Raw genomic sequence first — 26,664 nt, 5'->3', positions numbered from 1 at the left:
TGCATCCATCAAGGCATGATTAGCTAAGTACAGATCACCCTATTTTAGAATAGATTGTGGAAAACAATAAAAGCTAAGCAACAAGGCGAGATGCTTTGTATCAGGAAGAGGTTCAAGTCATGAAGACGTTAGTAGAAGCCCATCAAGAATTTAGTCTTGAAAAAGCAATTCAAGATCATTTAGTCGGAACTCCACAAGCCATAAATGCTTATGTTGAATGTTGTGCACGTTATTTAGGACAACATAAAACGGCTTTAATCTGGGAAGGTAAACAGGGTGAATCAGAACGTTGGAGCTTTGAGCAGTTAAATGAAGCTTCAGGTAAATTGGCAAACTATTTTTTGCAATCTGGAATTCAGGCAGGTGATTGTATTGCAGGGCTTTTGCCTCGAACCCCTGAATTACTGATTACTGTTCTAGCGACTTGGCGTATTGGTGCAATTTATCAGCCTTTATTTACTGCATTTGAGTCTAAGGCCATTGAGCATCGTATTGAGGTTGCTAAAACAAAACTGATTGTGACCAATTCTGAACAACGGTCTAAGCTGAATCATATCCATATTGCTCAAATTTTGACTGTACATCATGACAAATACAGCCTTAAAACCGATGCAGATTTCTGGCAAGAACTTAATACGAAAGATGCAGAGTGTCCTGCGGTAATGCGGGATTTTGATGATGACTTTTTGATGATGTTTACATCAGGTACGACAGGTTTGGCAAAATCGGTTCCAGTACCATTACGTGCAATTTTGGCCTTTAAAGGGTATATGACCCATGCTGTAGATTTGTGTGAAGAAGATTCTTTTTGGAATCTGGCAGATCCAGGTTGGGCTTATGGTTTGTATTATGGCATTACAGGTCCGCTCAGTTTAGGTCATAGCATTATTATGGATGAGCGCGCATTTAATGTAGATCAAGCCATTGAAGTGATTCAAAAACATAAAGTTTCTAATTTGACGGGTTCACCGACTGCTTTTCGAATGTTCTTTGGATTCAAAGAGAAATTTAATACGTCAATTAAACAACATTTACGTGTGGTAAGTAGTGCTGGTGAACCACTGACGCCTGAAGTGATTCATTGGTTTAACCATGATTTAAACGTCAATATTTATGATCAATATGGCCAAACAGAACTTGGAATGGTCATTGCGAATCATCATGCATTAGCACATCCGAAAAAAGTGGGTTCTGCGGGCTTTGCTATCCCTGGGCATCGCTTCGCAGTCCTGAATGCTCAGCATCAGGAAGTCAAACAGGGAGAGGTAGGGACTTTGGCAATCGACTGTTCTAAATCCGCTTTATTCTGGTTTAAGGGCTATGATGGGCAGAATCGTAAATCATTTGTGGGCAACTATTATTTGACGGGTGATATGGTTCAACTGAATGAGTTTGGCGGTATAGATTTTATTGGACGTAATGATGATGTCATTACAACGTCAGGCTATCGTGTGGGGCCTTTTGATGTGGAAAGTACATTATTAGAGTGTGAGGAAGTGCTAGAGTCTGCTGTGATTGGTAAACCAGATCCAGAGCGTACCGAAATTGTGAAAGCATTTGTTGTCTTGAAACCACAATATCAGCCGAGTGAAGATTTGAATCAGAAATTACAGCAATATGTTCGTTCTCGCTTATCAAAACATGCTTATCCTAAAGAAATCGAATTTGTAAAAAGTCTACCTAAAACTTCGAGCGGTAAAATCCAACGTAATCTTTTAAAACAACAAGAGATTGCGTTGCAGCAAATACAGCGAGCGTGTTAACACGTTTTAAACTATATTAATTTTGCTCTTGCGCCCTACGGGGCGTTTTTTTGTATCAAGGAATTTGTTTTTGGAATTTAAAAAATATTTTTCATGTGATTAAAATTTGTAAAAAGCCTTTACAGACAATAAATGAGCGATATAATGCCAAACATTCTTGTGTAACTGTGTCATAAGGCACTTTTTTGGGGTTGTTTATGAAAAAAATCATTCTTTCTTCAGTTATTGCTACTTTTGCATTTTCTTCTATTGCTGCACATGCCGCAGGAACTGATACAACTCAGTTTCAAGTAAAGATTACTGTTAATGAATCTTGTAAATTTACCTCTAAAGATGATGTTGAATTTAACGCTGTAGATCGATCAACAAAGATTGGTAGTACAGCAAAAGGTCAATTAAATCTGACATGTACATTAAATACACCTTATAAAATTGCTTTAGCAGGTACGGGTGCTATGAGTAATACTAACGGTACTTCAGCAAGCAAAGTACCGTATAAGCTATATCAAGATGCAGCACGTACAACAGAATGGGACACAACAAACTTACTTTCTAAAACTGGTAATGGTAAAGACCAAACTATTCCTGTGTATGCTAAATTGGCCGGTGATACGAACGTTGAAGCGGGTAACTATGTAGATACAGTGGTTGCGACTGTAACTTACTAAGTTAAAGTGCAATAAACAGAGTGACGCAATATATGAACAAATTTATTCCAACTATTTGTGCTGCTATTGTTTCACTTTGTTCATTCAATCTTTCAGCTGCGAGTTTGCAGGTTTCACCTATTTCAGTGTCATTTTCCACAGGTGAAAAAGCCAAAGAGATTTGGTTAATGAACACCAGTGATCAACCGATTCGTGCACAAACACGAGTACTCAGTTGGACGCAAGAAGCAGGAAAAGACCAACTGAAGCCATCAAGAGATTTGGTTGCCAGCCCTTCAATTACTGAAATAAAAGCAGGCGATCGTCAATTGATTCGTGTATTAAGCATGAATGTGCAGAATACAGTACAAGAGCAGACTTATCGATTATTGATTGATGAATTGCCGAATGTGAGTCATGATAATCAACAAACTGGCTTGCAACTTTTATTGCAATATTCTATTCCTGTATTTGTTCAATCGACAGAAATTACACCATCTAAAAGTGGCTTAACCTCACTTGATCAAGTTGTCTTTAATTATAATAATCAGAAGCTTAGTGTTGAGAATAATGGTAAAAGCCATATTCGCTTAAGTGAATTAAATTATATCAACCCAAATGGTGAAAAAGTTCCGTTAATTCAGGGGTTGGTAGGATATGTTCTGAATGGTCAAACCATGCAATGGGATATTCCATTTCATGCACAAATGCAGTCTAAAGGTAAGTTTGAAGCGCGAATAAATACCGATGGTTTAGCTCAGACATTACCTATTCCATAATTGGCGATGAACAAATTTGTTTACCGTTGTGCTCTATGTCGAGCACTGTTATGCACATCTTCATTACATGCACAAGTCACTCTGGCAAATGAGATGCTTCAGCCTAGTACTGATGTTGTTGATCAGCAAGAACTGTATTTAAGTGTGGTATTGAATCAGGCATCTAGTCCAGTCTATGGGCATTTTATACAGACATCACAAGATTTATTAATTTCTCGAGAAACACTACAAGAATTACAGTTAAGTATTCACGCTGCTGATGCCTTGGGCTATACAGGTTTTGTTGCTTTATCTCAAATTAAAGGGCTTAGTTATCAATATAATTCAGCAGAACAACACATTGAACTCACCGTGCCTGTTGAGGTTTTAAAAGCACGTACCACTTTCGGCTACGAGCAAATTCCGCCTGCCAAAGTCAATCCTGCACAGATTAAGCCAGGTCTATTGTTTAATTATGATCTTTATTCTCAAGCTACAGAAGATGTCTGGTCTTTAAGTGGATGGTATGAATTGCGGTTATTTGGTATAGGGACAGGGAATACATTCAGTATTTCTGCCAACCATGCTTATACAAAAACCAAAACGACCAATGAACTTTCAAGCCAAATTTTAGATACCTATTGGCAAAAAGATTTTGCTGATCAAGCAATTACTTTGACAGTCGGTGATAGTCAGTCCCGTGCTTTAGAGTGGACGCGTTCAACACGTATTTCGGGAATCAAAATAGCTAAAAATTTCAGTTTACAACCTTATCAAGTCACATCGCCACTGGAGTCCTTTAAAGGTTCAGTACTTGTGCCTTCGACTGTTGATTTATTAATTAATGGTATACAACAAAGTACCAGTGATGTGCTTCCTGGGCAATTTGATATACAGGCATCACCCTCTATTACTGGAGCAGGTAATGCACAGCTTCTCATAACCGATTTAAATGGTCAGCAGCGTATTGTGAATTTCTCATTATTTGGAACTTCACAATTGTTGCAAAAAGGTTTGACTGATTGGGAAATTAATTTGGGGGTCCATAAGCTCGATTATGCAGTTAAATCATTTAGTTATTCAGATGATCCTGTAGTAAATGCAACATTAAGGCATGGTTTAAGCAATAATACGACTCTTGAGAGTCATACTGAATATTCACGGGATGTTGCTTTGGCAGGATTTGGTATCATCCACCGTTTGCCAAATACATGGGGCTTAATCAATGGGGCTTATAGCTATAGCGATCTCAATCAAAACTTAGGGCAATCTTACGCTGTAGGTTATGAGTGGAATAATCCTTATGTCAATTTTTCTCTACAGCATCAAAAAAGTGATGATGATTTTGGTGATTTAGCTAGTGCTCTAGGTTATGGTTATATTAAGCAGTCTGATCATGTTTTCTTAGGTGTAAATACAGATTATGGTCAATTTGGTGGAAGTTATGTGGCACAAAAAAATCAGAATTCTGAAAATGAATATTTGGTTTTTAACTGGTCTTACTACTTTCCTTCAAAGAAATATTTAACTTTAAATATGACTCGAAATTTAAATGAGAAAGAAGACACCTTCTTTCTCTCTTTAAATATACCTTTAGATCGTCAGGTCAATGCGACCTTAAATGCTCAGCAGGATGCAGACCGAAATAAGTTTTCTGCCAATATTCGTAAAACAGCAATACAGAACGAAGATGATTGGGGTTGGCAAACAAATCTTGAGTTTAGTGATAACAACAACTATAGCGTACAAGGGCAGATTCAACGTGAAACGCAGACGGGTGAATGGGATGTCGGTTTACAAAGCGCTAAAATTAATTCGGAAGACTATACTACAGTGGTCGGTTCTACCCGAGGCAGTTTGGTGATGATGGAAAAGTCAGTGTTCCCAATGAGACAATCGCTTAACTCTTTTGCTGTGGTTTCGACCGAAGGGGTTTCTGACATTCCAGTTCGCTTAGAAAATCGAGTGGTTGGTAAAACTAATCGAAAGGGTTTAATGCTCATCGATACATTAAATCCCTATCAACATAATGATATTTCGATTGATACCTTAGACTTGCCATTGGAATATAAAATTGAAACTACACGTATAGATGCAGTGCCATATAACGCTAGCGGTGTGGTGATTCAATTTCCAATTTATAAAATGCGTGCAATTCAATTGAGCGTAACAGATCCGCAAGGTATTCCAATGAAAATGGGTAGTCGTGTTTGGGTACAAGATACTTTGCCGAATTTGGAGTCAACAGAACACACGATTGTGGGACGTGACGGAATGATCTATCTCGAAAATCCATCATCGCAACAACTTTATGTTGAGCAAGATGGACAGGTATGTAATGTGGTTCTACCAGATTTTAGTCAACAATACGGCTTTCTGGATATGGGGAGCGTACAATGTCAGTAAGTCTTTTCTCTCAGAAAACAATAATTCGAGCGTTGAGTTTATATAGCCTATTTGCAGTCATTATCATTTTTAGTACAACTTTGTTGAGTTCTTCTGCACATGCAGCTACGGGAAGTTGTTGGCTGTCAGGTCCAGCCTTAAATTTTGGTTCTGTTTCGAGTAAAGGTAAAAGTAATTACACCAACTGGCAAGTAACGTGTAATCAATATGGACATAAACAAACGGTGAATGTTGCATTGTGTCCATATGCAACAGTAGGGGGATTGGGTTTACTTAATAACAGACGTTTGATGGTTAATTACTCCACTTGGCCACAGAGTTACTTATCATATGACCTGTTTTATGATGCTGCTTTAACGAAACGTATTGATACTAAAGCCGATTTATCGACGCTACAGTGTGTTTATAAAACGATATCAATCAATCAAAATACCAAAGTGTTCGATTTGCCTTTATATGGATTGGTATACTCGGGTCAAAATGTCACCGCAGGTAGTTTTAGGAATAATAATGATATTGCGGTCACCTTATTATACGGCTTTAGTGAAGAAAAACAGCCAACTACAGAAGATGTGATGGCGAAGCAATCTTCAAATCAAACATCAAATAGCCTAAGTGTAACTGCCAATTATGAAAATAGTTGTAACCTTATGGCAGCCTCAGACTTAAATTTTGGGCATATTGATGATTTATCTAAAGGGGTTATGAGTAGTACAACTGTCAGTTTATCTTGCCCACTCAATACAACATGGAAGGTAGGGTTGGATCAAGGGCTGAATTATGATGGTAAAACTCGCCGTATGCGAAATGGTGCAGACTACATTGCTTATGATCTTTACCAAGATGTGAGTTATAAGGAGTCTTGGAATAATATGAATACTTCACAGGGGACAGGGACGAATGGGACGCAAACGATTCAAATTTATGGCAAAGTTCCACCTAGTGCCTTGAGTGTTCCGCCAGGAGAATATCAAGATACCATCACGGTCACATTAACTTATTAATAGGTAATCACAGCAGTGACTTTATCACTATAAACCCCAGCGGGCACATCTGTATCGGAGTGATTTATTGTGCCCCACACTGGCAGGGTTTGTGTTCTACCTGTACCTATATTGCGATAAGCATTTTGAACTTCAGCTCCCCAAAGAGTAGTTCTATTGGCATCTTGATAGAGGTTGTAGGGAATACTGACATTATTGACTTCAGTGGAAGTCATCTTTCGTTGACTTTGTAGAGCGATATTATAAGGGGTACCTTGTGTACAAGTTACAGCAAGGTGAGTACTTTTCATATTGGGATTCGATGCACGACTGACTGTACCAAAATCTAAGTCTGTTCCATTTCCTGTTGTGACATTACACATCTCTTTAATGGTGATGCTGACATTAAATGAAGTTGAGTCTTGTTGCGCAGCATAAATATAAACAGATGCTGCTGCTAGAGTACAGACGAAGAAAGCAGAATAATATAATTTCATAACGTGCGAGTTTTTTACATTTATACGTTTTATTTCAGCATACCTGAAATAAATAACTTCGTCCGAAATTAGACGCGGTAACTGTTCATATTTTAACTTAATAATGCTGAATTAGTGCACTAAGTCACTTATTAAGTGTAATAAAATTTAGTCGGCAACGCCAAGTTATCCATTATAATTAGCCAGTAGTCACAACCCCTTCAACGGAAGAACAGTGAATTTAGTACCTGAGAATGATCTGGAATTAACAGACGAAGAAATGCATTTGTATAGCCGACAAATTTTGTTAGAAGGTTGGGATTTAGACGCACAAGAAAAACTAAAATTAGCGAATGTTCTGATTGTAGGATGTGGGGGAATTGGCTGTACAGTTGCAGAGTTATTGGCACGTGCAGGGGTAGGTAAAATAACCCTAATTGATGCAGATCATATTGAGATCAGTAATTTACAGCGACAAATTGCATTTACTCAATCGGACATTGGTTTTTATAAATCAGAGATTCTGGCAAAGCGCTTAGTTCAAATAAATCCACATATTCGGGTTGAACATCATGTCGCCAAACTCGATGAAACCAATGCCATATCATTGGTTAGCGAGCAAGATTTAGTGCTTGATGGTTGCGATAATTTCACCACGCGTTATTTGGTTAACCAAATTTGTAAACAACTGAATGTTGCCTTGATTAGTGCGTCAGCAATTGGTTTTCAAGGGCAATTATTCATGGTTGAAGGGGACTCTGCCTGTTATAACTGTTTATTCCCTAAAGAACAGCATAACAATGAAAGCCTACGCTGTGCCGATTCGGGTGTACTTTCGACCACGCCGAATGTGATGGCCAGTTTGCAAGCGCATCATGCTTTATTGTACTTAGGTTTAAACCGTATGCCATTACTTCAGAAACTGTTGCTTTGGGATGGTTTAACTATGAAACAGCGAATCTTGGCATTTGAGAGAGACCAAAATTGTTCAGACTGTCAGGCAAGATCGACCTTAGAGTCTTAATTTTTTGTTAAACTCACGACTATGAATTTTTAACCACATTTAAATATGATGAAAAATAATATCTGGCTCGATGGACTGCGTTCCGTTGCCCGTATGGGGGAAACCGCAGTTGTTGCGGCAAAGGCTGGCTTTAAATATGCAACTGAAAAGCCAAGTAATGCCAAATTAATGCGTGAAACTTTTGAAGATTTAGGTTCGACCTATATTAAGCTTGGGCAATTTATTGCAAGTACACCATCGTTATTTCCGCGTGAGTTTGTAGAGGAATTTCAAGGTTGCTTAGACCAGACGCCATCTTTACCGTTTAGCTATGTTCAACAGGTTTTAGCCTCTGAATTTGCTGGTCGAAATTTAGATGAAATCTTTGCTTCAATTGAAGAAAAGCCGCTAGCATCTGCTTCGATTGCACAAGTATATGCTGCCAAGTTGGTCACAGGTGAAGATGTTGTACTCAAAGTTCAAAAACCAGGTGTAGAAACAATTCTCTATACCGATTTGAATGTCTTGCACTGGGCTACCAAAATTTTGGAAAAAGCAGTACCCAAAGTTAAATTTGCATCATTGGCAGACATTGTCGATGAAATTAAAACCCGTATGGTTCGTGAAGTTGATTTTATTGAAGAAGCCCAAAATATTGATGATTTTGTCAATTATTTGAATGTGACAAATAATAAAGCTGCAACTGCACCCAAAGTTTATCATCAGTTTTCAACCCGCCGTGTGTTGACGATGCAACGTTTATTCGGCGTACCTTTGACTGATTTTGAAGTGGTAAAAAAATACTCTAAAGATCCATCGCAAGTACTCATTACAGCAATGAATACTTGGTTTGGTAGTCTCATGATGTGTAATAGCTTCCATGCAGATTTGCATGCTGGTAATTTAATGCTGCTTGAAGATGGACGGATTGGTTTTATTGACTTTGGTATTGTGGGGCAATTGAAACCTGAAGTTTGGACCGCTTGTATGGCATTTATGGATGCATTGCAACGGACAGACTATAAGCTCATGGCAGAGAACATGCTCAAAATGGGGATGACTGATGTCGCTATTGATACTCAGGTCTTAGCTGCAGATTTGGAACGACTCTTTAGTGGTGTTTTGTTGGCTGATCCTCAAGAAGTTTTGAGTTCTAACCCAGCGGACTTAAATGACATTATGATGGACATGGTTGCTGTTGGTGAGCGTCATGGTATCCGTTTCCCGCGTGATTTTGCCTTATTGTTCAAACAAATGCTGTATTTTGATCGATTTATGCGCGTTCTTGCACCATATACCGATATTTATGCAGACCAACGTTTGCAAATGGTGCAAACTATCGATCCAAGTTTGATGTTGAAAAATTAATATTCAAATTTCGATTATCTATTCATGGCTAAAAGGCAGAGCCACTAAGCCATGAATAGTTTGGAATTTAAGGGTCATATTTTATGGATGCGATAGTCATTGAAGGCTTAAAGGTGAATACGGTGGTAGGTTGCTTTGATTGGGAGCGACAGATCATTCAACCTTTAATGTTAGATTTGATGATTCATACCAATTTAGAGGTAGCAGCCAGTTCAGATGAACTTGAAGATACATTAAATTATGCAGAAATTTGTAGCATTTCTGCAGAAGTGATCCAAAAAGCTCAGCCTAAATTAATTGAACATGCTGCAAAATTGGTACTTAATGCGCTTTTTTCTACCTATCCTGCGATAGAATCGATTAAAATTACGATTCGTAAGCCTGCCATTATTGCAGAAGCCAATTCTGTAGGAATTCGTATTGAACGCCACCGAAACGATTTACGCCTTAGCACTGGCGAGTAATCTTAATTCCCAACACAATTTTCGTTATGCCTATCATCAGATATGTGGGCTTGGTGTGGTTGAGTTTTCTAAAATTTATGTGATTCCATGCCGTGATGGTGTAGGGGCAGACTATTGGAATGCAGCTTGCCTATTACATTCAAAATTAAACCCTGAGCAAATTATTGCACAATTAAAGCAATGGGAAGCGGATACAGGTCGTGTTCGACCATCTCATCAAATCTCATTGGATGTTGATTTGATTGCATGGGGAATGTCATTAGAGCAGATGCAATTTAACCCTAAAAAAATGCCTTTAGCACTCGATGTGAAAATTCCGATGGTGGATGTTTGGTCACATCCAAGTTTTGAGGATTCAAAACATGAGTTCCCTACAATTAAATGTCTAGAAGTTATTAATACATAAAAACGAGGCAGTTTCATTGACTATTTTAAAATGAACATTGAATCAGCTGTAAGAGATTTGCTGTTATGAAAATTCATCTTTTTCTATGTACACTGCTGAGTGGTCTAGTTGTGGGATGTAGTTCAAATGCTCCCATGGAAAATACAGAAACACGATCACCACCGATTTCTACAACAAATTTGGCTGGTGATGAAACGATGCTGCATGCGCTCAAACAAGCTGTCTATTTGTCTCTTCAGGAACAGCCTTTATATCAGTATGCATTCTATGATTTGAATCAAGATAGTATTCAAGATGCGATTGTGATGTTGAAAGGTACAAATTGGTGTGGCTCAGGCGGATGTACAGTATTGGTTTATCAGGGCATGAGTCGTGATAAATTTCAGCCCCACAGTAAAATGACTGTAGCTGATGTACCCATTGTGGTTTTAAATAGTAAGACGCAAGGTTGGTCAGATTTGTCGGTTTATTCACGTGGTTCGGGACAAGTCATTCTAAAATTTAATGGTCGAAGTTATCCAGGTAACCCTTCACTAGAACCTAAATATACAGGTAACTTGCAACAAAGTGGAAACAGGGTTCTAATTCAATAACGAAATTTGAAAATGTAAAAAGCAGTGTCATTTGGCACTGCTTTTTACTGCAAAATATATTGAGTTAGTTAAATAAAATAACTGGTTTTAGTCATGAGTTTCGAAATAGCGGTCATGGTCATGCGAACAGGCATAGGCAAATCTACACCACCAGCATTGATCGCTGTATCACGATGATGCAGCTCATCTTCATTCATTTGTTCTAAAATTTTACGTGAACGGTTATCTTGAGCAGGCAGTTGACTAATATGATGTTGTAAATGCAGACTGACTTGGCGTTCAGTTTCAGCCACAAAACCTAGACTGTATTTGTCACCTGCAATACCAGCGAGTGCCCCCATACCAAAAGACAAGCTATACCAGATAGGATTGAGTAAACTGGTGTGGCTATCGAGTTCTTTTAAGCGGTCTTCACACCATGCTAAATGATCTTGCTCTTCAAGAGCCGCTTTTTCCATTTCAAGGCGGACATTCGGCAGTTTAGCCGTGAGAGCTTGCCCATGATATAACGCTTGAGCACATACTTCACCACTATGGTTGACACGCATGAGTCCTGCTACATGACGTGCTTCACTTACAGCCAATTGCGTTTCTTCTGGAACAGCAGGATTTTCTCGCTGAGCTGCTGTCGTCCCTGGCACGAGACTCCGAAGTGCTTGGTCAAAAGAGTTAATGAGCTTATCAATGCCCGTATAGTGACGCATAGGGTTAATCCTCTAAAGAGACTTGAGCTGCGTTGACTAGTGGTTTTAAACGAACCAATAGCCAAACGCTAAATATTGCACTAAGTACAGCGGTAATACAGAACAGTATTTTAATATCAATTTTTAAAATACTTAAAATGATAATAGAAAAAATAGCCGAGCTAACCATAAACACTGCATTTAATATGTTGTTTGCAGCAACAACACGTGCACGATGTGATCGAGGTGAATACGCTTGCATCATGGCATACAGTGGAACAATGTAAAAACCGCCACTAATTCCAAGTAGAGTAACCGCCAACATGACATGGTAATAACTCCAACCTTGCTGGAATACATCGGCAAGATGTAGGAGTTCCCCTGTGCGTACGGGAACAAAAGCGAGACTGGCAGCCAAATATAAGGCAAATACCGTTAAGCCAATGGCGCCAATTGGAACCATTTTTAAATTAACTTCTGTGCCACCAATTCTGCGACATAATAATGAGCCGATACCGATTCCTACAGAGAAAAAGGTCAATAGAAGACTGACGACATTTTCAGATGCATGTAAATTTTGCTGCGTTAGTTGTGGGATTTGGGTTAAATAGGTTGCTCCATAAAACCAATACCAAGAGTTCCCTAATAGCACCAGATAAATGAGCGGAATGCTCTTTGCATACTTTAATGTTTTAAAACTGGTTCTGAAAAAGTTCCAATCAATTTCTAAATCAGGTGTGCTGATGTTCTGCTTAAGAATAAAACGGCTAGAGAAATAACCCAAAATTGCAATCGTAACGATCGTCAAGCTAATCCAGAGTAAATTGCCATCTGAAGCAGAAATAACAGCACCACCCAAAATCATACCAATTAAGATAGCCATTGAAGTGCCCGATTGGAATAAGGCATTGCCCGACATCAATTCATTTGGTTTTAATATTTCGGGCAAGATTGCATATTTAATAGGGCCAAAAAAGGTTGAGTGTGTGCCCATCAGGAACAGCGCGAGTAGCAATAGCCATAAATGTCCAAGTAAAAAACCTGCACTACCAATCAACATAATAATGATTTCAAGAATTTTAATACCACGCACCAAGCGCGCACGTTCATATTTGTCAGCAATTTGTCCCGCTGTTGCTGAAAAAATGAAGTACGGGAGAATAAACAATAGTGCTGCAAGGTTATTGAGTGTACTTACACTGGCACTTTGCTGATTAATCCATCCGTAAGTAATCACCAACAGCAAGGCTTGTTTATAAACATTGTCGTTTAATGCGCCTAAAAACTGAGTCATAAACATCGGTAAAAAACGACGAGTGCTTAAAAGATGTTCTTTTTTTTCCATGACAATGTGAACTTCATAAAGTTTTATTAAGAAATGTGAGCATCTGGTAAAATAGCCATGAAAATCATGTATGATATTTTAGTCCTATGCTGTGGTGAAAAAATCAATAAAATTGAGTTCTTTAGCCAGTATAAATTTTAAACTTTTCATTACAAATACGAAGGGCTGTTGATTAGACCCATCATGAGTTTAGAGTATTCTATGCTTGTAAAAACCAATTTTAAAAAGTCGACTTTAACCCTAAGTATGAACTCTATCTTGGAGTTGAATCATACCAATAAAAGTTTGTGTTTGAGTGCTTTTTTAATGTTTTTTCCCCAACATGGCTTCGCTCAAGAGATGAGTGTGGTACAACCTGAAAATACAGCCATATCCCATATTGAGCAGGTGGCTAAAGATGAGCTGAATGCACAAATTCAAGCAGAAGCACAGAAGCAGAATTTAAGCCGAACGGAGCAACTAGAAAAAGTTGAAAACTATCAAAATAAGGTTTCAGTACTTGATAGTTATGTAATGCTCCAAGATCAAATCCAACATAATGGTCAAATCGATGCTTTTAAGCCAATTGCCTTTGAAGATTTAGAAGAGCTGCCTGAAACACCAGTCGATCAGGGTATGGCTAATGAAATTTATACAGTAGCGAACGAAGCAAAAGCTGAGGCAGAAAGATATCGTGCAGGTCAGACTCAAGAAGTCGTAATACGCAATCCGACTCCGCAGGAACTGACCGAAATTAATCAGGCGCCAGTGAATGTCGATCAATTAATGAATCGTATTCAGGCGGATAGCCAAATTGTCGTAGAGGCCAATGAGTCGGGTAAAACATTACCAGAGTTAGGCTTAGCTACTGAACCAGCGGTAGAAGAAGAAAAAAGCTTCTTAAAACGTTGGTATTATAAATTTAGACCATCTAAAAATGAGTTAACTTCTACTAAAGTGCCGCGTATAAAGGCAGAAATCGTGATAGTGGATGCACAAAATACCAATGCAGATTTGCCAGACAAGGAATATCAACAAGCACTTTTAAACTTAAAAAATAACGTGGGTGCGAAACTGTCTAGCTTTACGCAAGAATCCTATGGTGATTTTAATGCAGCCTTACCCCAGTTAAGAAGTTTAGCCAATTTAGCTGCTCAGGCCGTAGGTTTTTATCATGCTGAATTTCAGTTTCAGAAAACCAGCGAAAGCCGTGTCAAAGTTAGCATTAAACCGAATATGCCCGTCTTGGTTAATAGTCAAAATATTGAATTTAGTGGTGTCGGTGCAAATAGTCCGCAGTTCCAAGTCATTAGCGTGTTACCAGACTTAGATATAGGGGATGTGTTCAATCATGGGCAGTATGAAAATACCAAAAAACGGATTGTCGATGCTTCTACAAATAACGGTTATTTCGATGCTTATTGGCGCTTGCATGATGTGAAAGTTGCTCAGCCACAAGATTTGGCGGATATTAATTTGCGATTTGAAACGGGTGAACGTTATAAGCTTGCTGACGTAGAGTTTCGTATGAGTGATCCTGCTAAACCATTCCCGCTGGATATGGATATCTTAAAGATGATGGTGCCATGGGAAGATGGTGCGGATTATGCATTATGGCGTGTGAATACTTTAGCAAACAACTTAACCAATTCACGCTATTTTAACTATACTTTGGTTGATGCGGTACGTCCTGATCCCGTTGAGTTGCCTTTAGAGCTTCCACCAGATTTGCAAACCTTGGTTGACCAAGAAAAAATCGCAAGTAGCGATTTGCAAGTTCAAGACCAAAACGACGTAAATTCTGCGAAGGAAGTAACGCAATCTGTGGTCAACGAAGATCAGTTTGCTGGTGCAAATGAGAAGGAACTTGATCCTGATATTAAACAGCAGAGAGCTGCTCAAGAATCTCGTTTAGAAGAAGATGAGCGACTGAAAATACAAGCACGTGATGAGAAAAAGGTTCCAGTAATTGTCACTTTAAATACTGATCGCTTAAATAATGCTGAAGTTGGTTTAGGCTGGGGTTCAGACACAGGTGCAAGATTAAGAACGACTTATCGTCGAGCTATTGTGAACTCAAGAGGTCACTCCTTTGATGCGAACTTAGAGTTATCGCAGATTCGACAAGCGGTGGATACTCGCTATAACATTCCATATAACCATCCATTAAATGATTATATTAGTTTAGTCGGGGGATATGAGCGTGAAGAGCGAGATGGTGTTGCTCAGGGGAATAGTTTAACCATCGAATCTGCTGTTGTCGGGGCAGACCGTATTATTAAGCGTTCTGTGGGCAATTGGCAGCATACATTTGGTTTGCGTTATCGATTAGACCGTCTAAGCCAAAATGGGGTAGTCGATGAAAGTGATATTCCTGATGCATTTTTAGCAAGTTCGGATACTGAACAACAATCGTTGCTGGTCGGTTATGAAGCTTCACGCGTAGATTCAGATAAGCGTGTAAATCCAACCAAGGGCTTTCGACAAATTTATAAAGTAGAAGTGGGAAGTGAAGCACTTTTATCTGATGCAAATATGGCGATATTAAATGCAGGCTGGCGATTCATTTATTCCTTGGGTGAAAATAATGACCACCAGTTTATAGGCCGTAGTGACTTGGGCTATATCGTGACTGAAGACTTTAATAAAATTCCTTATAATCTTCGGTATTTTGCAGGTGGAGATCAATCTATTCGTGGTTTTGACTATAAGAGTTTAACGCCCGAAGTGGATGGTTATAAAATTGGGGGGCAAGCTTTAGCAGTTGGTTCACTCGAATATAACTATCAATTTAAAGACGGATGGCGTGCAGCATTATTTAGTGACTTTGGTAATTCGTATGATAAAAACTTTAGTAATGATACAGAATATAGCGTTGGTCTAGGCATTCGCTGGGCATCTCCTATTGGGCCTTTACGCATAGATGTTGCATCGGGGATTTCGGATGAAGATCATCCAATTCGCGTGCATTTCTTTATTGGTTCACCACTTTAAAATTTAAACTTAATTTTATACTTGAGAAGGTTATGGCTGAAGTAGAACAGCAAAAACAAGAATTGCCCGAATCACCACTGCCTAAAAAGCGCCGTGTTATGAGGAGTGTCCTTTTAACACTACTCCTTTTGGTAATTTTGCTTGTATCTGCTTTTGCCATCATGTTTTCGACCGACAAAGGAAGTAAGTTTCTTCTGAATCGTGTGTTGGAACGTCAACATATTATTCATTATGAATATGAAGGTGGTAATCTTTTAAAAGGTATTATTTTAAAAAATATCTTAGTGACCTTGTCTGCGGTAGATGTGAAGATTGATCGTGCCGAAGTGACTTTGGGGTGGAGGGCTTTGGTTCATAAAGAAGTTCATTTATATAGTGCCGATGTCCGTAATTTGCAGGTCATCACCAAAACGGCACCCAGTAATGAGCCTTTTCAGTTTAAAGAAATTAAATTGCCATTTACCCTTCGTTTAGATCATGCAGATGTTGATCATTTATTGATTAAAACACATGCAGCATCAGTGAACTTTAAGGATATTCAATTAAATGATGCATTATGGTCTAACACCAAATTAGAGTTTGAAGACTCTAGTGCGGATATGGGCTATGTAGCCATTAAAAATGCGACTGGAAATATGGATTTTCAGGGTAAATATCCATTATATGCAAAAGCAATAGTGAATATTCCAGCGTTAAATCATAGTCTAAATGTTCGTGATATTCAGGTTGTTGCGAAAGGAAGTTTGGATACGGTTACAGCTGGATTTGCGACTAACACACCTGATTTGCTGTCTGGTTGGGGGGTTGTACATCCCGTTCGTAGTCATGTTCCTATGTTTGGACAATTAAAGTTCGAAAATTATCACTGGCCATTACTGACCGATCAAAAATTATTTACCCAAGCAGGTGTTCTTCGTTATCAAGGGGATATACAACGCCTCAATCTCGGATTATCAACTGATTTAACAGGACAAAATCTTCCAAAAGGTAAATATACTGCTGCTATGCACACGGACTTGGTACATCAATTGAACATTGACCAGTTTAATGGTCAAGTGATGAATGGAACAGTTGATGCCAAGGGTCTGGTCAGTTGGGAAAAGCATGTACATTGGGATGTACAGGGACGTTTAAATAAAATTAACCCAAAAGATAAGTTGATTCCGCAAGTAGTTAAAGATTTCTTACCGCCAAGCCTTGATGCAAAAATTGCTTCGACTGGTCGTTTAGAAAAAGGGTTACATCTGACAGGTTTGGTTGATTTTGATCAATATGAAACTTGGAATTTAAAACTAGATCAGAATGAGGCGAAACCGAAACAACCTCAACCAATGTTGCTTGACGTTGCATGGAGAAATATTGATCGTGCCATGCCTTATATTGGCTGGCTAAAAAGTGATTCAGGTGATGTTCAACTTCGCTTAATCGAAGGTCAGCAAAATGTAGTGGTTTCTTCGGTGATAGGTCAGCATGAATCGGCCTTACTTCCAGCAGGTCAATATAAGGCGCAACTCAATATTAAGCAAAATATATTGAAAGTGCCAAGTTTTAGTTATATTGCCAATAAAGGGAGTTTGACTGGGCAGGCGAATGTTATTTTACCTACAGATAAAACGCAATTAAAATGGGATGCTAAGCTTAAGGCTCAAGATTTCAATCCACAAACTGTTGTTGCCGCTGCACCAGTCGATTTAGTTAATGGTCAAATACAGGCGAGCGGATATGCAAAACCGAATCAACATATTATTGAGATTAAAGCAATTAACCTGATTGGGCATTTACCACAACAGGCTCAACAAGAAACGGTACAGCTCACAGGAAAAAGTACTGTAGCGGTTCTTTTCCATGATACTAAAGCGGGTGGTGGCTTTAAAAGCTTTGCGGTAAATTACGATGGTGCATTAAAATCGAGCAAAATCCAAGAAAGTAGCGGACTGTTAAAAGTTAAAATTTCTGGTACACCTCAGCTGCTTAAAATCGATCAACTTCAACATGATGGTGTTGCTGGTAAAATTCTTGCACAAGGTAAAGTCGATTTAAGCAAGGGTATAGGATGGAATATTAATGCTTCACTGGTTCGCTTTAAACCGCAGTATTTCGTCTCTACGGTTCGTGGTGAAATATCAGGTATCGTACAAACGGAAGGTTTTTGGTCTGATGCACTCAAACGTATCAATATTCAGAAGTTGAATGTAGCAGGCTATATTAATAATAAGCCTTTACGTGGTACGGGTAATTTGGCTTTGGTTTTAAATAACACCCAAAAAGGTTTTTTACCACAGCAGTTTGAAGCCAATAATTTGTATATGTCTTATGCAAATAACCAAATTCAAGCTACAGGTAATGCGCAAAATTTAAGACTTAAAATTAATGCACCTGCATTATACGAACTGTATGGTGGCTTAAGAGGTCGAGCTTACGGTTATCTTAATATACAGTCGCAACCGCGTTTACAGGCAACGGCAAATCTTGCAGTTGATGATTTTAGAGTGGGTAATATTCTGAGTATGCAAAAATTGCGCGTACAAGGTCAGTTACCAACTTCTGAAATTACACCAACATTGCTTAAAGCTGAAATGACAAATTTACGAAGTGGCAATAGAGAAATCCAACATGGTGTGGTTTCACTTGCTGGTACAAGAAAAGCACATGTATTAAAGGTCCAAGGTAACAACCGATTTAGTAATTTTTATGTACAGCTTGCTGGTGGGTTCAATGGTAATAACTCATGGTTAGGTCAGATCCAAAAGGGTGACTTTGACTCGGTTCGCGTGCGTTTGGTGCAACGTCAGAATGCTTCGGTAGTGTTTAATCAAAATACGACAGAATTATTTGTGGGAGCACATTGTTGGGCGAGTCAGCAAAGTGAGTTGTGTTTCGATCAACCGATTCGAATCAGTAAAGTTAAAGGCAATATTTCTTTTCTGACTAAGAACCTTGACTTAAATGACTTTGCTGCATTTATGCCAGAAGGTTTAGCAATTACAGGAAAGGCCAATGGTTATGCCAAAGCAGCTTGGGCACAAGGTAGCAAACCTAAAATCGATGCGCGAATGGTATCGCGTCAAGGCATTATTGGGATTGCTGCTGAGGATCCTCAAGATACAGCATCTTCATTGAGATATGATGAGATTTCAGTAAATGCAAAAAGTGTTACGCAAGGCTTGCAGCTCCGTTTAGATGTAAAGGCTCCAGAAATTGGTACGGGTTATACCAATGTAATTATTGATCCTTTCAAACCAAATAAGCCTCTACAAGGTGAGATTGCATTTAATGAAGTGCAATTGAAAGTCTTCAAGCCATTTATAAAAGATATACGTACATTAAGTGGAACGCTTTCTTTTGCAGGGAAAGTGGGTGGTGAGCTTATGGCACCGCGCTTAACGGGTGAAATGCGTTTGAAAGATGGCGTAATCAGTATGATTTCGCTACCTATTAATTTGACTAATGTACAAGTTTATTCTTCTATTCGTAATGATCATGCCATTATTAATGGAGCCTTTAACAGTGGTCAGGGAGTGGGTTTACTTACAGGAAATGTGGACTGGAAAAATGAGCCACGTATTCAATTACATTTAAAAGGAGATAATCTATTAATTCGCCAGGCTCCATTGATCACTGCACTTGTTACGCCTGATTTTAGTCTGGATGTTATGCCTTTTCAGAAAAAATTAGTATTAAAAGGTGAGGTTGACGTACCACGTGCTTTAATTTCAATGCCTGAATCTTCTGCCCCAGTGGTAGATGTCTCTTCCGATGTTCGAATTGTACAAGAAGGTCAAGATCAGTTGGCAATCTTAAAGTCAGCACGTCCTTGGGATATTAAAGCAGATGTGATGATTAATTTAGGCAAACAAGTTGTATTCCAAGGTTTTAATAGTCGGATTCCATTGGTTGGGCGCTTATATTTATCACAACGCGGCCTTGAAACAGCAATGCGTGCGAATGGTGCGATAGGCGTAAGTCAGAAAGTTAAAATCGAAGCCTATGGACAAAGTCTCGATTTAAATCGTGCAATTGCACGTTTCAATGGTCCTTTGTCAAATCCAACCTTGGATGTCGATACCAATAAAATCATACAAGGAACCATCGTTGGAGTACGTGTTACGGGTACCGCGAGTAATCCAAATATTCAAGTTTACAATGATGGCAGTTTGACTGAACAAGAAGCCATGAATGCATTGATTACAGGGCGTATTAATGAGGGGGCGAATAATATTAATCAGACTGAAACATTTAAGTCTGATGTAAATAACACCATCGCTGCAGCTGGAATTAGTATGGGCTTAGGGGGTACACGCGCCTTTACCAATCAATTGGGGCAATCCTTTGGTTTAAGTGGACTGGCACTAGATGCTCAAGGCACAGGGGATGATACTCAAGTGAGTGTAACGGGATATATTACGCCAGATTTGTATATTCGTTATGGAGTTGGAGTGTTTACGCCTGTTAACAAGTTAACTTTACGTTATCAAATCAATCAAAAATTGTATTTGGAAGCAAGTCAGTCTGTTGATCGCGCTGTAGATTTCTTCTATAACTGGCGTTTCTAAGTCACGGGAATCATATTTTTTAGTATATTGTTTTTAAATGCTTATTATTTAATTTAAGCTAAATTTTAAATAGTTGTGTAGACTGTTGAGTGATTTCAGATTAAAAATACAAAGGTTTAACTTGTAGATTTAGTCTGAAATGACACTGAACAGGTCTATTGTTATCTTATTTATTGGGAGCTATCTCCGCCGTTATGAGTTGGATGTTGAGATCCAGTTGTTGAATGTTCTGCGGTGTTTGTTGGTTTTTGGGCGACTTTTGGTTCGCGGTTAGGCATATAGTCTGGATCGCTTGACATCGCTAAATATAAAAAAGAAAAAAAGATGGTTGTGATAATTCCAACAATAACAATAAATTTCCAACCTAATACGGTTGATTCGGTGTCGTTAGAAGAAGAAGTTTTCATAAAAAGCCCAAATGGGAAAAAGGTTATGTATAACACAAAGCTAGTGCTAGGTGATAACTAGTTGAAAATTAATTTATGCCTTAAATTTGAATTAATGCTAAAATTTTGAACTATTTAGAGTATGTTTTATTAGACAGTAAACAGGTAAATTGTATAATTGGCTACATTATTTAATTATGAATTATATATGAAAAATTTTTCTCGAGCCGTTCAGCTCATTGATTTTAATGTGAAAGGAGATGATAGAGGGTCATTGATTTCACTTGAAAGAAATATAAGCATCCCTTTTGATATTCAACGAGTCTATTACATTTTTGACACGAAGACGGATGTTAAAAGAGGATTTCATGCTCATAGAAACTTAAAACAAGTTTTAGTTTGTGTGAATGGATCGTGTCAAATTTTAATCGACAATGGGAAAGAAAAAACCACCGTATTATTAGACTCACCCAATCAAGGTTTATATTTGGAAGGCTTAATTTGGCGTGAAATGTTCGCTTTTTCAGAAAACTGCGTGCTTATGGTGCTGGCAAGTGAGCTCTACGATGAAAGTGATTATATTCGTAATTATGAAGACTTTATAAAAGAGTGCCAATAGTGAACTACTTTATTCATCCTTTATCTGATGTTCAGAGTAAAGCAATTGGTGACGGGACAAGAATTTGGCAATTTGCTGTAATACTACCGCAAGCCATAATTGGTCGAAATTGTAATATTTGCTCTCATTGTTTAATTGAAAATCGAGTGGTAATTGGCGATAACGTTACAGTAAAATCGGGCGTTCAATTATGGGATGGTCTAACGATTGGTAATGACGTTTTTATTGGTCCTAATGTGACTTTTACAAATGATAGATATCCAATTAGCGGTAATAAACATTATGAGCAGTTAGATACACTAGTTCACAATAATGTCTCAATTGGTGGTGGTGCCACAATTTTGCCAGGAATTGTAATAGGAGCTTATGCCGTTGTTGGGGCAGGCGCTGTCGTAACTAAAGATGTGCCTGAATATGCTACTGTTGTAGGAAATCCTGCAAAAATTCTTAAAATTTCAAAGCCTAGTGACGAAACATGAATATTCCATTTTTAGATTTAAAAGCTGCATATTTAGAATTAAAAGCAGAAATTGATGAAGCAATTTTAAGAGTGACAAATAGTGGCTATTATGTTTTAGGCCCTGAAGTCGAGCAGTTTGAGAAAGATTTTGCAGAATATTGTGGAGCAAACTATTGTATTGGTGTCGCTAATGGCCTTGATGCATTGACGCTCTCATTAAGAGCAATGGGTGTAACTCAGGGGGATGAGGTAATTGTTCCATCTAACACTTATATTGCAACTTTATTAGCAGTTAGTCAGTGTGGTGCTATACCAGTTCCAGTAGAATTCAACGAGTTAACTTACAACATTAATCCTGAATTAATTGAATCAGCAATTACAGATAAAACAAAAGTCATTATTCCTGTACACTTATATGGGCAGCCTGTTGATTTAGATCCAATTTTAGAAATTGCTGAAAAATATGGTTTAAAAGTTTTAGAAGATGCTGCTCAAGCACATGGTTCTACCTATAAGGGGAAAAAAATTGGTGGTCATGGTCATGCTGTAGCATGGAGTTTTTATCCAGGTAAGAATTTGGGTGCTTTAGGTGATGGTGGTGCAATTACAACTAATGATAAAGTTCTTGCTGACCAATTACGTACTCTTCGAAATTATGGCTCTGCACAAAAATATATAAATATTGAGAAAGGGTATAACAGTCGCCTAGATCCAATTCAAGCGGCTATTTTAGGTGTGAAATTAAAACATTTGAATCAATGGAATGCGCGTCGACAAAAAATTGCCGAAATGTATTTTTTAGGACTTTCAGGTACAAATTTTATACTTCCTGAGATTATCCCAGAGGCAAATTCTGCGTGGCACTTATTTGTAATTAGATCTAAACAGAGAGACAAGTTACAAGACTATTTACAAGCGCATGGTATTCAAAGTCTGATTCATTACCCTATCCCACCACATGCTCAGTGTGCTTATGTGACTGAATTATCACATTTGAAGGGTAAGCTTCTACTAACTGAAAACGTTTCTAATGAAATATTGAGCTTGCCAATTGGTCCTCATCTAAGTGAGGAATCAGTTTCTTATATTATTGATGTATTAAAAGGGTTCTCATGAATAGCACTAATCAAGAGTTTGTGAGAGAAGCACCCTCGGTAACAGTTTTTTTATTTGCTTATAATCAAGCCGAATATATTAAACAAGCTTGTGAAAGCATCCTAGCGCAAGACTATTCACCATTAGAAATTATTTTTTCTGATGATTGTTCAAGTGATGATACTTTTAAGGTAATGACTGAAGTTGCAGAGCAATATTCGGGGCCGCATAAGGTAAAACTTAATAAAAATGAGCATAACATTGGATTAATTCCGCACATTAACCTAGCGAACAAATTAGCTGCTGGAGAGTTATTGGTTGCAGCAGCAGGAGATGATATTTCTGAGCCGAATAGGGTTACTGAAATTGTCACTGCTTATTGCAAGTCAACGAATCAGCCTACATCGATTTACTCAGATGTTCTGGAAATGTCACCCTCTGGTGAACTTGGCAAGGTTAGTCTTCCACCAGTAGAAAAGCATGGTAGAACTGTAGAAAAATGTGCTGTTAGTTCAGCTTTAATTTGTGGTGCTTCACATGCTTGGCATAAAAGCTTATTTGAAAAATTTGGTGAGATTACCGAGCTTAAAGCTTATGAAGATTTAGTGCTTGCATATCGTAGTTCAATACTGAAAGGACTGGTTTATGTAAATAAACCCCTTGTGAAATATCGTTTAGGTGTGGGTATATCCGAGTCTGGAAAGTATGATAATAAAGCTAAAGCCGATTCTGAACTTCGTAAAAAAATGCAGATAAGAGAAGTGAACATTATGCTTCCAGTATTATCCCAAAGACTTATAGATAGTAAAACAGCGCAGGTAGATCCAAGCATTATTAAACTTATTGAAGACAGAATGAATAAGTATGAGCTTGTAAAGCAAATGCTGTTAGATCAGAAATCGTTTTTAGATTTATTCAGCCAAGCAAAAAAAACATCTATCCTCCCTTTCTTTTTCAAATCATTGTTAAGAAAGTTACGTGGGAAAAATTTTTAAATCTTATAGATAAAATAATGCTCGATTTAGGATCGAGCTTTTTTATGTAGAGTAGATTTATTATTAAAAAAATTTCCCATTTTAATATAGTATTAAAATGAGGGGACTAGTTATCTATTTTCAAAAGATTATAGATACTTTTAGTTCAGTATTGGAATCTATGATGTGAAAATATCTTATATGCGATTTTGGTAACTTATGATTTATGCAAAAAATATATTATAACTTCGCTGAATTATGATAATAAAAGTATGTTTGAATGGAGTCTATCAAAATTATTTCTCAATAAAATGATCACTCGAAAAGTGACCATTGTTATCTATCTATTTATAACTAATGAATGATCAACTTTAGATTGTGTTGCTTTTTTTCTTAGGAAGGGACTCTCAATAAATTTGTATGTAAAAATTGATAACAACACAACAATACTGAAGATAATTGGAAAGAAAAGATAATAGGAGTGCAAAGAAATATTATTGAAGTCTATAACATTTAGAATAGAAAAGAAAAAGTACAAAACGGCACCATGAATAAGATAGATACTATAGCTAACTTCTCCAAGTATCCGTAAACCATTGTGATAGAGTACACCAAAGAAATTATAACCATTTGCAATAAATCCAAAAATGATTGCTAGAGGAATCATTTGTGAAAATGTATAAGGCTCTGTAAAGAATAAAGAAAACAAACTTAATGTTATTACAATTACATTGGTTGTATGAGGATACTCACACATAAATTTTTTAAATTGTTGCTTCAGTTTAATTGCGGGGATAGAAAGAACAAATAGGGCATAATAATAGTGAGACTTTTCCTTAAAAATATAGAAAAATAAGGCTGCAATAATGATAATGGATAAAGTTAAGGGAATTTTTTTGTGATAAATACAATAAATAATTGGAAGACTAAAGTAAAACTTCCATTCATACGCCAATGTCCAACTTACGCCTGCTATGATGAGACCACTTTCAAATCCTTCAAAGCTTCCACCCTTGAAAAGAAGCCAGTCACTGACCCATTTCAATAAAGCCCCAAAATTAGCACTATTGATCTCAACATTAAGTAAAGTAATAACAAAAATGAAGATGAAAGCTGCTATATAAAGAGGGTAGATCCGCTTTATTCGAGATAGATAAAGTTGCTTCCAATTGATATCCACTTGCATCATTTTATTAATAAAAAGATAACCAGTAATGAGGAAGAAGAGCGAAACGGCAGTTCCTCCGAAATTATTGATTAAAATAAATTCAGGTTTTTTCCATTCACCCACAGTTTTCCATACATAAGTGATGTAGAAATGATGAGCAAGTACAGAAAGAGCAAGAATCCCACGTAAACCGTCCAGTGGAGAAGCACGCTGAATGATTTCACTCGGTAAAAATTGAGCTCTTTTTAAGAGAATAGCGGCAAGCCCGATACACAAAACTAGGACTAGAAAAAGATATAAGGCATCAATTGGAAAAAATTGCATAATGATGTTGATGAAAAGATTACGTGGGCATTTTATGTATGCCTTTCTTATATTTCCACATAATTTTTAATTTTTGAATATATTAAATCCTAGGTTTATTGCTTTATAGGCTGTTTCATTTGCTATGTGGATCATTTTAGAGCTCAGGATCTCCAAATTCAGATTTATCTAATTGGCTTAATGCGTTAAATTTAAGAACTGAACCTCGAAAGAGTATCTTTAAAGTATTATTTTTAAAAATATAGCTTCCACTACCATCTTTATATTTTAATGAGCTTCGAAAAAGTATTTCCATCGTACTTGAGGTAATTTGTCTAGATCAAGAAAACCTATAGATAACAGCCACTAGATACCTAAAACCAATTAAACCATATGAAAAGTAGGTGTATAGTAATTGGACTTGCTAATTTTGAGCGATAATCACCATGCCAATCAAATTTGTACTGCGTTTTGCAGCGATTTTATTTTCAGTTTTAATCTTGGCGGCAATAGCTATTAAATTTCTCTTTAATCCGCACTATACCGTGATTTTTTGGATTTTTGCGGTACCTTTTATTTTGGGTGTGCCAATTTTAGCTTCAGTAGTTTTAGCGAAAAATGAAGAACTTGATATTCATTCAGTGAATTAAAGTTAACATATAAAATAAGTCTTAAGTAAAAAGTCCTTCGATTGATGGGCTTTTTTTAATTGATATTTTGCAAAACTCGCACAGTTTATTTTCAATATCTTTGCTATGTTAATCTTTTATTTAAAGAAATATCCTTTATGAAAAAAAATATGATGTTTGGGTTGATCATGGTGATTCTGTCGGGTTGTAGTACAGTGCAAAAGACAGAAACTGAAAAAACGAACATTGGAATGGCAAATCCAGCAAGTACTTTTTGTGTTGAACAAGATGGTAAATTGGAAATTAGAAAAGAAGCTAATGGTGAGGTTGGGTATTGTCATTTACCGAATGGGCAGATTGTAGAGGAATGGCAATTTTTCCGTCAGAATCAGGCAAAATGTGTACCAAAACAAGCAGCAACTTTAGTTGGGCAAAGTGGCTTAACTGAGGCACAAATTAAACAAAAAACCAATGCTCAAACTGTGCGCTTAGTTCAGCCAGGTCAACCTGTGACGATGGATTATCGCGAGGACCGGGTAACTGTAACTATTAATCCTAAAGATAATAAAGTAGTTCAAGCAAATTGCGGTTAATTGATCGAGTAAAAAA

The 26,664-nt window shown here is 37.5% G+C and carries 23 protein-coding genes; 18 read left to right on the top strand and 5 right to left on the bottom strand.

Features of this window, described 5'->3' with window-relative positions; genetic code table 11:
- Positions 1 to 119 precede the first annotated feature (119 nt).
- From I593_RS04520 to I593_RS19725, 5 genes are all read left to right on the top strand, one after another.
- Positions 120 to 1,763, top strand: coding sequence for an AMP-binding protein (locus tag I593_RS04520; protein WP_016166388.1), 1,644 nt, complete (start codon positions 120 to 122; stop codon positions 1,761 to 1,763).
- A 197-nt stretch (positions 1,764 to 1,960) separates the two neighbouring features.
- Entirely contained in the window at positions 1,961 to 2,431 is a 471-nt protein-coding gene (locus tag I593_RS04515; protein WP_016166387.1) for a Csu type fimbrial protein, read from the top strand.
- A 32-nt stretch (positions 2,432 to 2,463) separates the two neighbouring features.
- Positions 2,464 to 3,189 (top strand): fimbrial biogenesis chaperone, encoded by a 726-nt coding sequence (locus tag I593_RS04510; protein WP_016166386.1) that lies wholly within the window; start codon positions 2,464 to 2,466, stop codon positions 3,187 to 3,189.
- A 6-nt stretch (positions 3,190 to 3,195) separates the two neighbouring features.
- Positions 3,196 to 5,574: a fimbria/pilus outer membrane usher protein gene (locus tag I593_RS04505; protein ID WP_016166385.1), complete on the top strand. Its 2,379-nt coding sequence runs from the start codon at positions 3,196 to 3,198 to the stop codon at positions 5,572 to 5,574.
- Positions 5,565 to 6,578 (top strand): Csu type fimbrial protein, encoded by a 1,014-nt coding sequence (locus I593_RS19725; RefSeq protein WP_016166384.1) that lies wholly within the window; start codon positions 5,565 to 5,567, stop codon positions 6,576 to 6,578. Before I593_RS04505 ends, I593_RS19725 begins: the two co-directional genes overlap by 10 nt.
- On the opposite strand, the gene I593_RS04495 is transcribed toward I593_RS19725, so the two are convergent.
- Entirely contained in the window at positions 6,575 to 7,054 is a 480-nt protein-coding gene (locus tag I593_RS04495; RefSeq protein ID WP_016166383.1) for a Csu type fimbrial protein, read from the bottom strand. The genes I593_RS19725 and I593_RS04495 overlap by 4 nt on opposite strands.
- 259 nt (positions 7,055 to 7,313) lie before the next feature.
- Between I593_RS04495 and I593_RS04490 the strand changes: the two genes are divergently transcribed.
- The 5 genes from I593_RS04490 to I593_RS04470 all read left to right on the top strand — a co-directional run bounded on the left by I593_RS04490 (position 7,314) and on the right by I593_RS04470 (position 10,867).
- Positions 7,314 to 8,057: a HesA/MoeB/ThiF family protein gene (locus I593_RS04490; protein WP_042069136.1), complete on the top strand. Its 744-nt coding sequence runs from the start codon at positions 7,314 to 7,316 to the stop codon at positions 8,055 to 8,057.
- A 48-nt stretch (positions 8,058 to 8,105) separates the two neighbouring features.
- On the top strand, positions 8,106 to 9,404 hold the full coding sequence (locus I593_RS04485; RefSeq protein ID WP_026441075.1) for an ABC1 kinase family protein: 1,299 nt from the start codon (positions 8,106 to 8,108) through the stop codon (positions 9,402 to 9,404).
- An 83-nt stretch (positions 9,405 to 9,487) separates the two neighbouring features.
- Entirely contained in the window at positions 9,488 to 9,868 is a 381-nt protein-coding gene (gene folB / locus I593_RS04480; RefSeq protein ID WP_016166380.1) for a dihydroneopterin aldolase, read from the top strand.
- Positions 9,825 to 10,274 (top strand): 2-amino-4-hydroxy-6-hydroxymethyldihydropteridine diphosphokinase, encoded by a 450-nt coding sequence (locus tag I593_RS04475; protein ID WP_016166379.1) that lies wholly within the window; start codon positions 9,825 to 9,827, stop codon positions 10,272 to 10,274. Before folB ends, I593_RS04475 begins: the two co-directional genes overlap by 44 nt.
- A gap of 65 nt (positions 10,275 to 10,339) precedes the next feature.
- Positions 10,340 to 10,867: a hypothetical protein gene (locus I593_RS04470; protein WP_016166378.1), complete on the top strand. Its 528-nt coding sequence runs from the start codon at positions 10,340 to 10,342 to the stop codon at positions 10,865 to 10,867.
- A gap of 68 nt (positions 10,868 to 10,935) precedes the next feature.
- Here the strand turns inward: I593_RS04470 and coq7 are convergent, their stop codons facing one another.
- Positions 10,936 to 11,571, bottom strand: coding sequence for a 2-polyprenyl-3-methyl-6-methoxy-1,4-benzoquinone monooxygenase (gene coq7, locus I593_RS04465; RefSeq protein WP_016166377.1), 636 nt, complete (start codon positions 11,569 to 11,571; stop codon positions 10,936 to 10,938).
- Between the two features lie 4 nt (positions 11,572 to 11,575).
- The gene (locus I593_RS04460) at positions 11,576 to 12,895 is read right to left on the bottom strand and encodes an MFS transporter (RefSeq protein WP_016166376.1); all 1,320 of its coding nucleotides are present in this window, start codon (positions 12,893 to 12,895) and stop codon (positions 11,576 to 11,578) included.
- 201 nt (positions 12,896 to 13,096) lie between these two features.
- Here I593_RS04460 and I593_RS04455 point away from each other — a divergent pair, with 201 nt between their 5' ends.
- Positions 13,097 to 15,868 carry an autotransporter assembly complex protein TamA gene (locus I593_RS04455; protein ID WP_016166375.1) on the top strand — a complete coding sequence of 924 codons (2,772 nt, stop codon included), beginning with the start codon at positions 13,097 to 13,099 and terminating at the stop codon, positions 15,866 to 15,868.
- A gap of 32 nt (positions 15,869 to 15,900) precedes the next feature.
- Positions 15,901 to 20,421, top strand: a complete 4,521-nt coding sequence (locus I593_RS04450; RefSeq protein WP_016166374.1) for a translocation/assembly module TamB domain-containing protein — start codon at positions 15,901 to 15,903, stop codon at positions 20,419 to 20,421.
- A gap of 170 nt (positions 20,422 to 20,591) precedes the next feature.
- Here I593_RS04450 and I593_RS04445 read toward each other — a convergent pair whose 3' ends face one another.
- Positions 20,592 to 20,828: a hypothetical protein gene (locus tag I593_RS04445; RefSeq protein WP_016166373.1), complete on the bottom strand. Its 237-nt coding sequence runs from the start codon at positions 20,826 to 20,828 to the stop codon at positions 20,592 to 20,594.
- A 187-nt stretch (positions 20,829 to 21,015) separates the two neighbouring features.
- On the opposite strand from I593_RS04445, the gene I593_RS04440 reads away from it, so the two are divergent.
- The 4 genes from I593_RS04440 to I593_RS04425 are packed head-to-tail and all read left to right on the top strand — an operon-like array spanning position 21,016 to position 23,976.
- Positions 21,016 to 21,426: a sugar 3,4-ketoisomerase gene (locus I593_RS04440; protein ID WP_016166372.1), complete on the top strand. Its 411-nt coding sequence runs from the start codon at positions 21,016 to 21,018 to the stop codon at positions 21,424 to 21,426.
- Positions 21,426 to 21,905 (top strand): acyltransferase, encoded by a 480-nt coding sequence (locus tag I593_RS21030; protein ID WP_016166371.1) that lies wholly within the window; start codon positions 21,426 to 21,428, stop codon positions 21,903 to 21,905. Before I593_RS04440 ends, I593_RS21030 begins: the two co-directional genes overlap by 1 nt.
- Positions 21,902 to 23,002, top strand: a complete 1,101-nt coding sequence (locus I593_RS04430; RefSeq protein ID WP_016166370.1) for a DegT/DnrJ/EryC1/StrS family aminotransferase — start codon at positions 21,902 to 21,904, stop codon at positions 23,000 to 23,002. Before I593_RS21030 ends, I593_RS04430 begins: the two co-directional genes overlap by 4 nt.
- A complete protein-coding gene (locus I593_RS04425; protein WP_016166369.1) occupies positions 22,999 to 23,976 on the top strand; it encodes a glycosyltransferase in 978 nt (325 codons plus the stop codon). The genes I593_RS04430 and I593_RS04425 overlap by 4 nt, the downstream gene beginning before the upstream one ends.
- Before the next feature lie 319 nt (positions 23,977 to 24,295).
- Here the strand turns inward: I593_RS04425 and I593_RS04420 are convergent, their stop codons facing one another.
- Complete coding sequence (locus I593_RS04420) at positions 24,296 to 25,447, bottom strand: acyltransferase family protein (RefSeq protein WP_016166368.1); 1,152 nt, start codon at positions 25,445 to 25,447, stop codon at positions 24,296 to 24,298.
- A 425-nt stretch (positions 25,448 to 25,872) separates the two neighbouring features.
- Here I593_RS04420 and I593_RS04415 point away from each other — a divergent pair, with 425 nt between their 5' ends.
- The gene (locus I593_RS04415) at positions 25,873 to 26,076 is read left to right on the top strand and encodes a hypothetical protein (protein ID WP_016166367.1); all 204 of its coding nucleotides are present in this window, start codon (positions 25,873 to 25,875) and stop codon (positions 26,074 to 26,076) included.
- Positions 26,077 to 26,213: 137 nt separating this feature from the next.
- Positions 26,214 to 26,648, top strand: a complete 435-nt coding sequence (locus I593_RS04410) for an I78 family peptidase inhibitor (RefSeq protein WP_016166366.1) — start codon at positions 26,214 to 26,216, stop codon at positions 26,646 to 26,648.
- Positions 26,649 to 26,664 lie beyond the last annotated feature (16 nt).

This window comes from Acinetobacter tandoii DSM 14970 = CIP 107469 (genome assembly GCF_000400735.1).
Lineage (GTDB): Bacteria > Pseudomonadota > Gammaproteobacteria > Pseudomonadales > Moraxellaceae > Acinetobacter > Acinetobacter tandoii.
Note: the sequence above shows the minus strand (reverse complement) of the source record. Positions and strands in the feature narration are given on the sequence as shown.

What these genes read in the sequence shown, in the direction of transcription:
- I593_RS04420 (WP_016166368.1), bottom strand. Translation starts at nt 25,447, where the DNA reads ATGCAATTTTTTCCAATTGATGCCTTATATCTTTTTCTAGTCCTAGTT.
- I593_RS04495 (WP_016166383.1), bottom strand. Translation starts at nt 7,054, where the DNA reads ATGAAATTATATTATTCTGCTTTCTTCGTCTGTACTCTAGCAGCAGCA.
- I593_RS04515 (WP_016166387.1), top strand. Translation starts at nt 1,961, where the DNA reads ATGAAAAAAATCATTCTTTCTTCAGTTATTGCTACTTTTGCATTTTCT.
- I593_RS04520 (WP_016166388.1), top strand. Translation starts at nt 120, where the DNA reads ATGAAGACGTTAGTAGAAGCCCATCAAGAATTTAGTCTTGAAAAAGCA.
- I593_RS04490 (WP_042069136.1), top strand. Translation starts at nt 7,314, where the DNA reads ATGCATTTGTATAGCCGACAAATTTTGTTAGAAGGTTGGGATTTAGAC.
- I593_RS19725 (WP_016166384.1), top strand. Translation starts at nt 5,565, where the DNA reads ATGTCAGTAAGTCTTTTCTCTCAGAAAACAATAATTCGAGCGTTGAGT.
- I593_RS04410 (WP_016166366.1), top strand. Translation starts at nt 26,214, where the DNA reads ATGAAAAAAAATATGATGTTTGGGTTGATCATGGTGATTCTGTCGGGT.
- I593_RS04485 (WP_026441075.1), top strand. Translation starts at nt 8,106, where the DNA reads ATGAAAAATAATATCTGGCTCGATGGACTGCGTTCCGTTGCCCGTATG.
- I593_RS04440 (WP_016166372.1), top strand. Translation starts at nt 21,016, where the DNA reads ATGAAAAATTTTTCTCGAGCCGTTCAGCTCATTGATTTTAATGTGAAA.
- I593_RS04445 (WP_016166373.1), bottom strand. Translation starts at nt 20,828, where the DNA reads ATGAAAACTTCTTCTTCTAACGACACCGAATCAACCGTATTAGGTTGG.
- coq7 (WP_016166377.1), bottom strand. Translation starts at nt 11,571, where the DNA reads ATGCGTCACTATACGGGCATTGATAAGCTCATTAACTCTTTTGACCAA.
- I593_RS04505 (WP_016166385.1), top strand. Translation starts at nt 3,196, where the DNA reads ATGAACAAATTTGTTTACCGTTGTGCTCTATGTCGAGCACTGTTATGC.
- I593_RS04460 (WP_016166376.1), bottom strand. Translation starts at nt 12,895, where the DNA reads ATGGAAAAAAAAGAACATCTTTTAAGCACTCGTCGTTTTTTACCGATG.
- folB (WP_016166380.1), top strand. Translation starts at nt 9,488, where the DNA reads ATGGATGCGATAGTCATTGAAGGCTTAAAGGTGAATACGGTGGTAGGT.
- I593_RS04470 (WP_016166378.1), top strand. Translation starts at nt 10,340, where the DNA reads ATGAAAATTCATCTTTTTCTATGTACACTGCTGAGTGGTCTAGTTGTG.
- I593_RS04430 (WP_016166370.1), top strand. Translation starts at nt 21,902, where the DNA reads ATGAATATTCCATTTTTAGATTTAAAAGCTGCATATTTAGAATTAAAA.
- I593_RS04425 (WP_016166369.1), top strand. Translation starts at nt 22,999, where the DNA reads ATGAATAGCACTAATCAAGAGTTTGTGAGAGAAGCACCCTCGGTAACA.
- I593_RS04455 (WP_016166375.1), top strand. Translation starts at nt 13,097, where the DNA reads ATGCTTGTAAAAACCAATTTTAAAAAGTCGACTTTAACCCTAAGTATG.
- I593_RS04415 (WP_016166367.1), top strand. Translation starts at nt 25,873, where the DNA reads ATGCCAATCAAATTTGTACTGCGTTTTGCAGCGATTTTATTTTCAGTT.
- I593_RS04510 (WP_016166386.1), top strand. Translation starts at nt 2,464, where the DNA reads ATGAACAAATTTATTCCAACTATTTGTGCTGCTATTGTTTCACTTTGT.
- I593_RS04450 (WP_016166374.1), top strand. Translation starts at nt 15,901, where the DNA reads ATGGCTGAAGTAGAACAGCAAAAACAAGAATTGCCCGAATCACCACTG.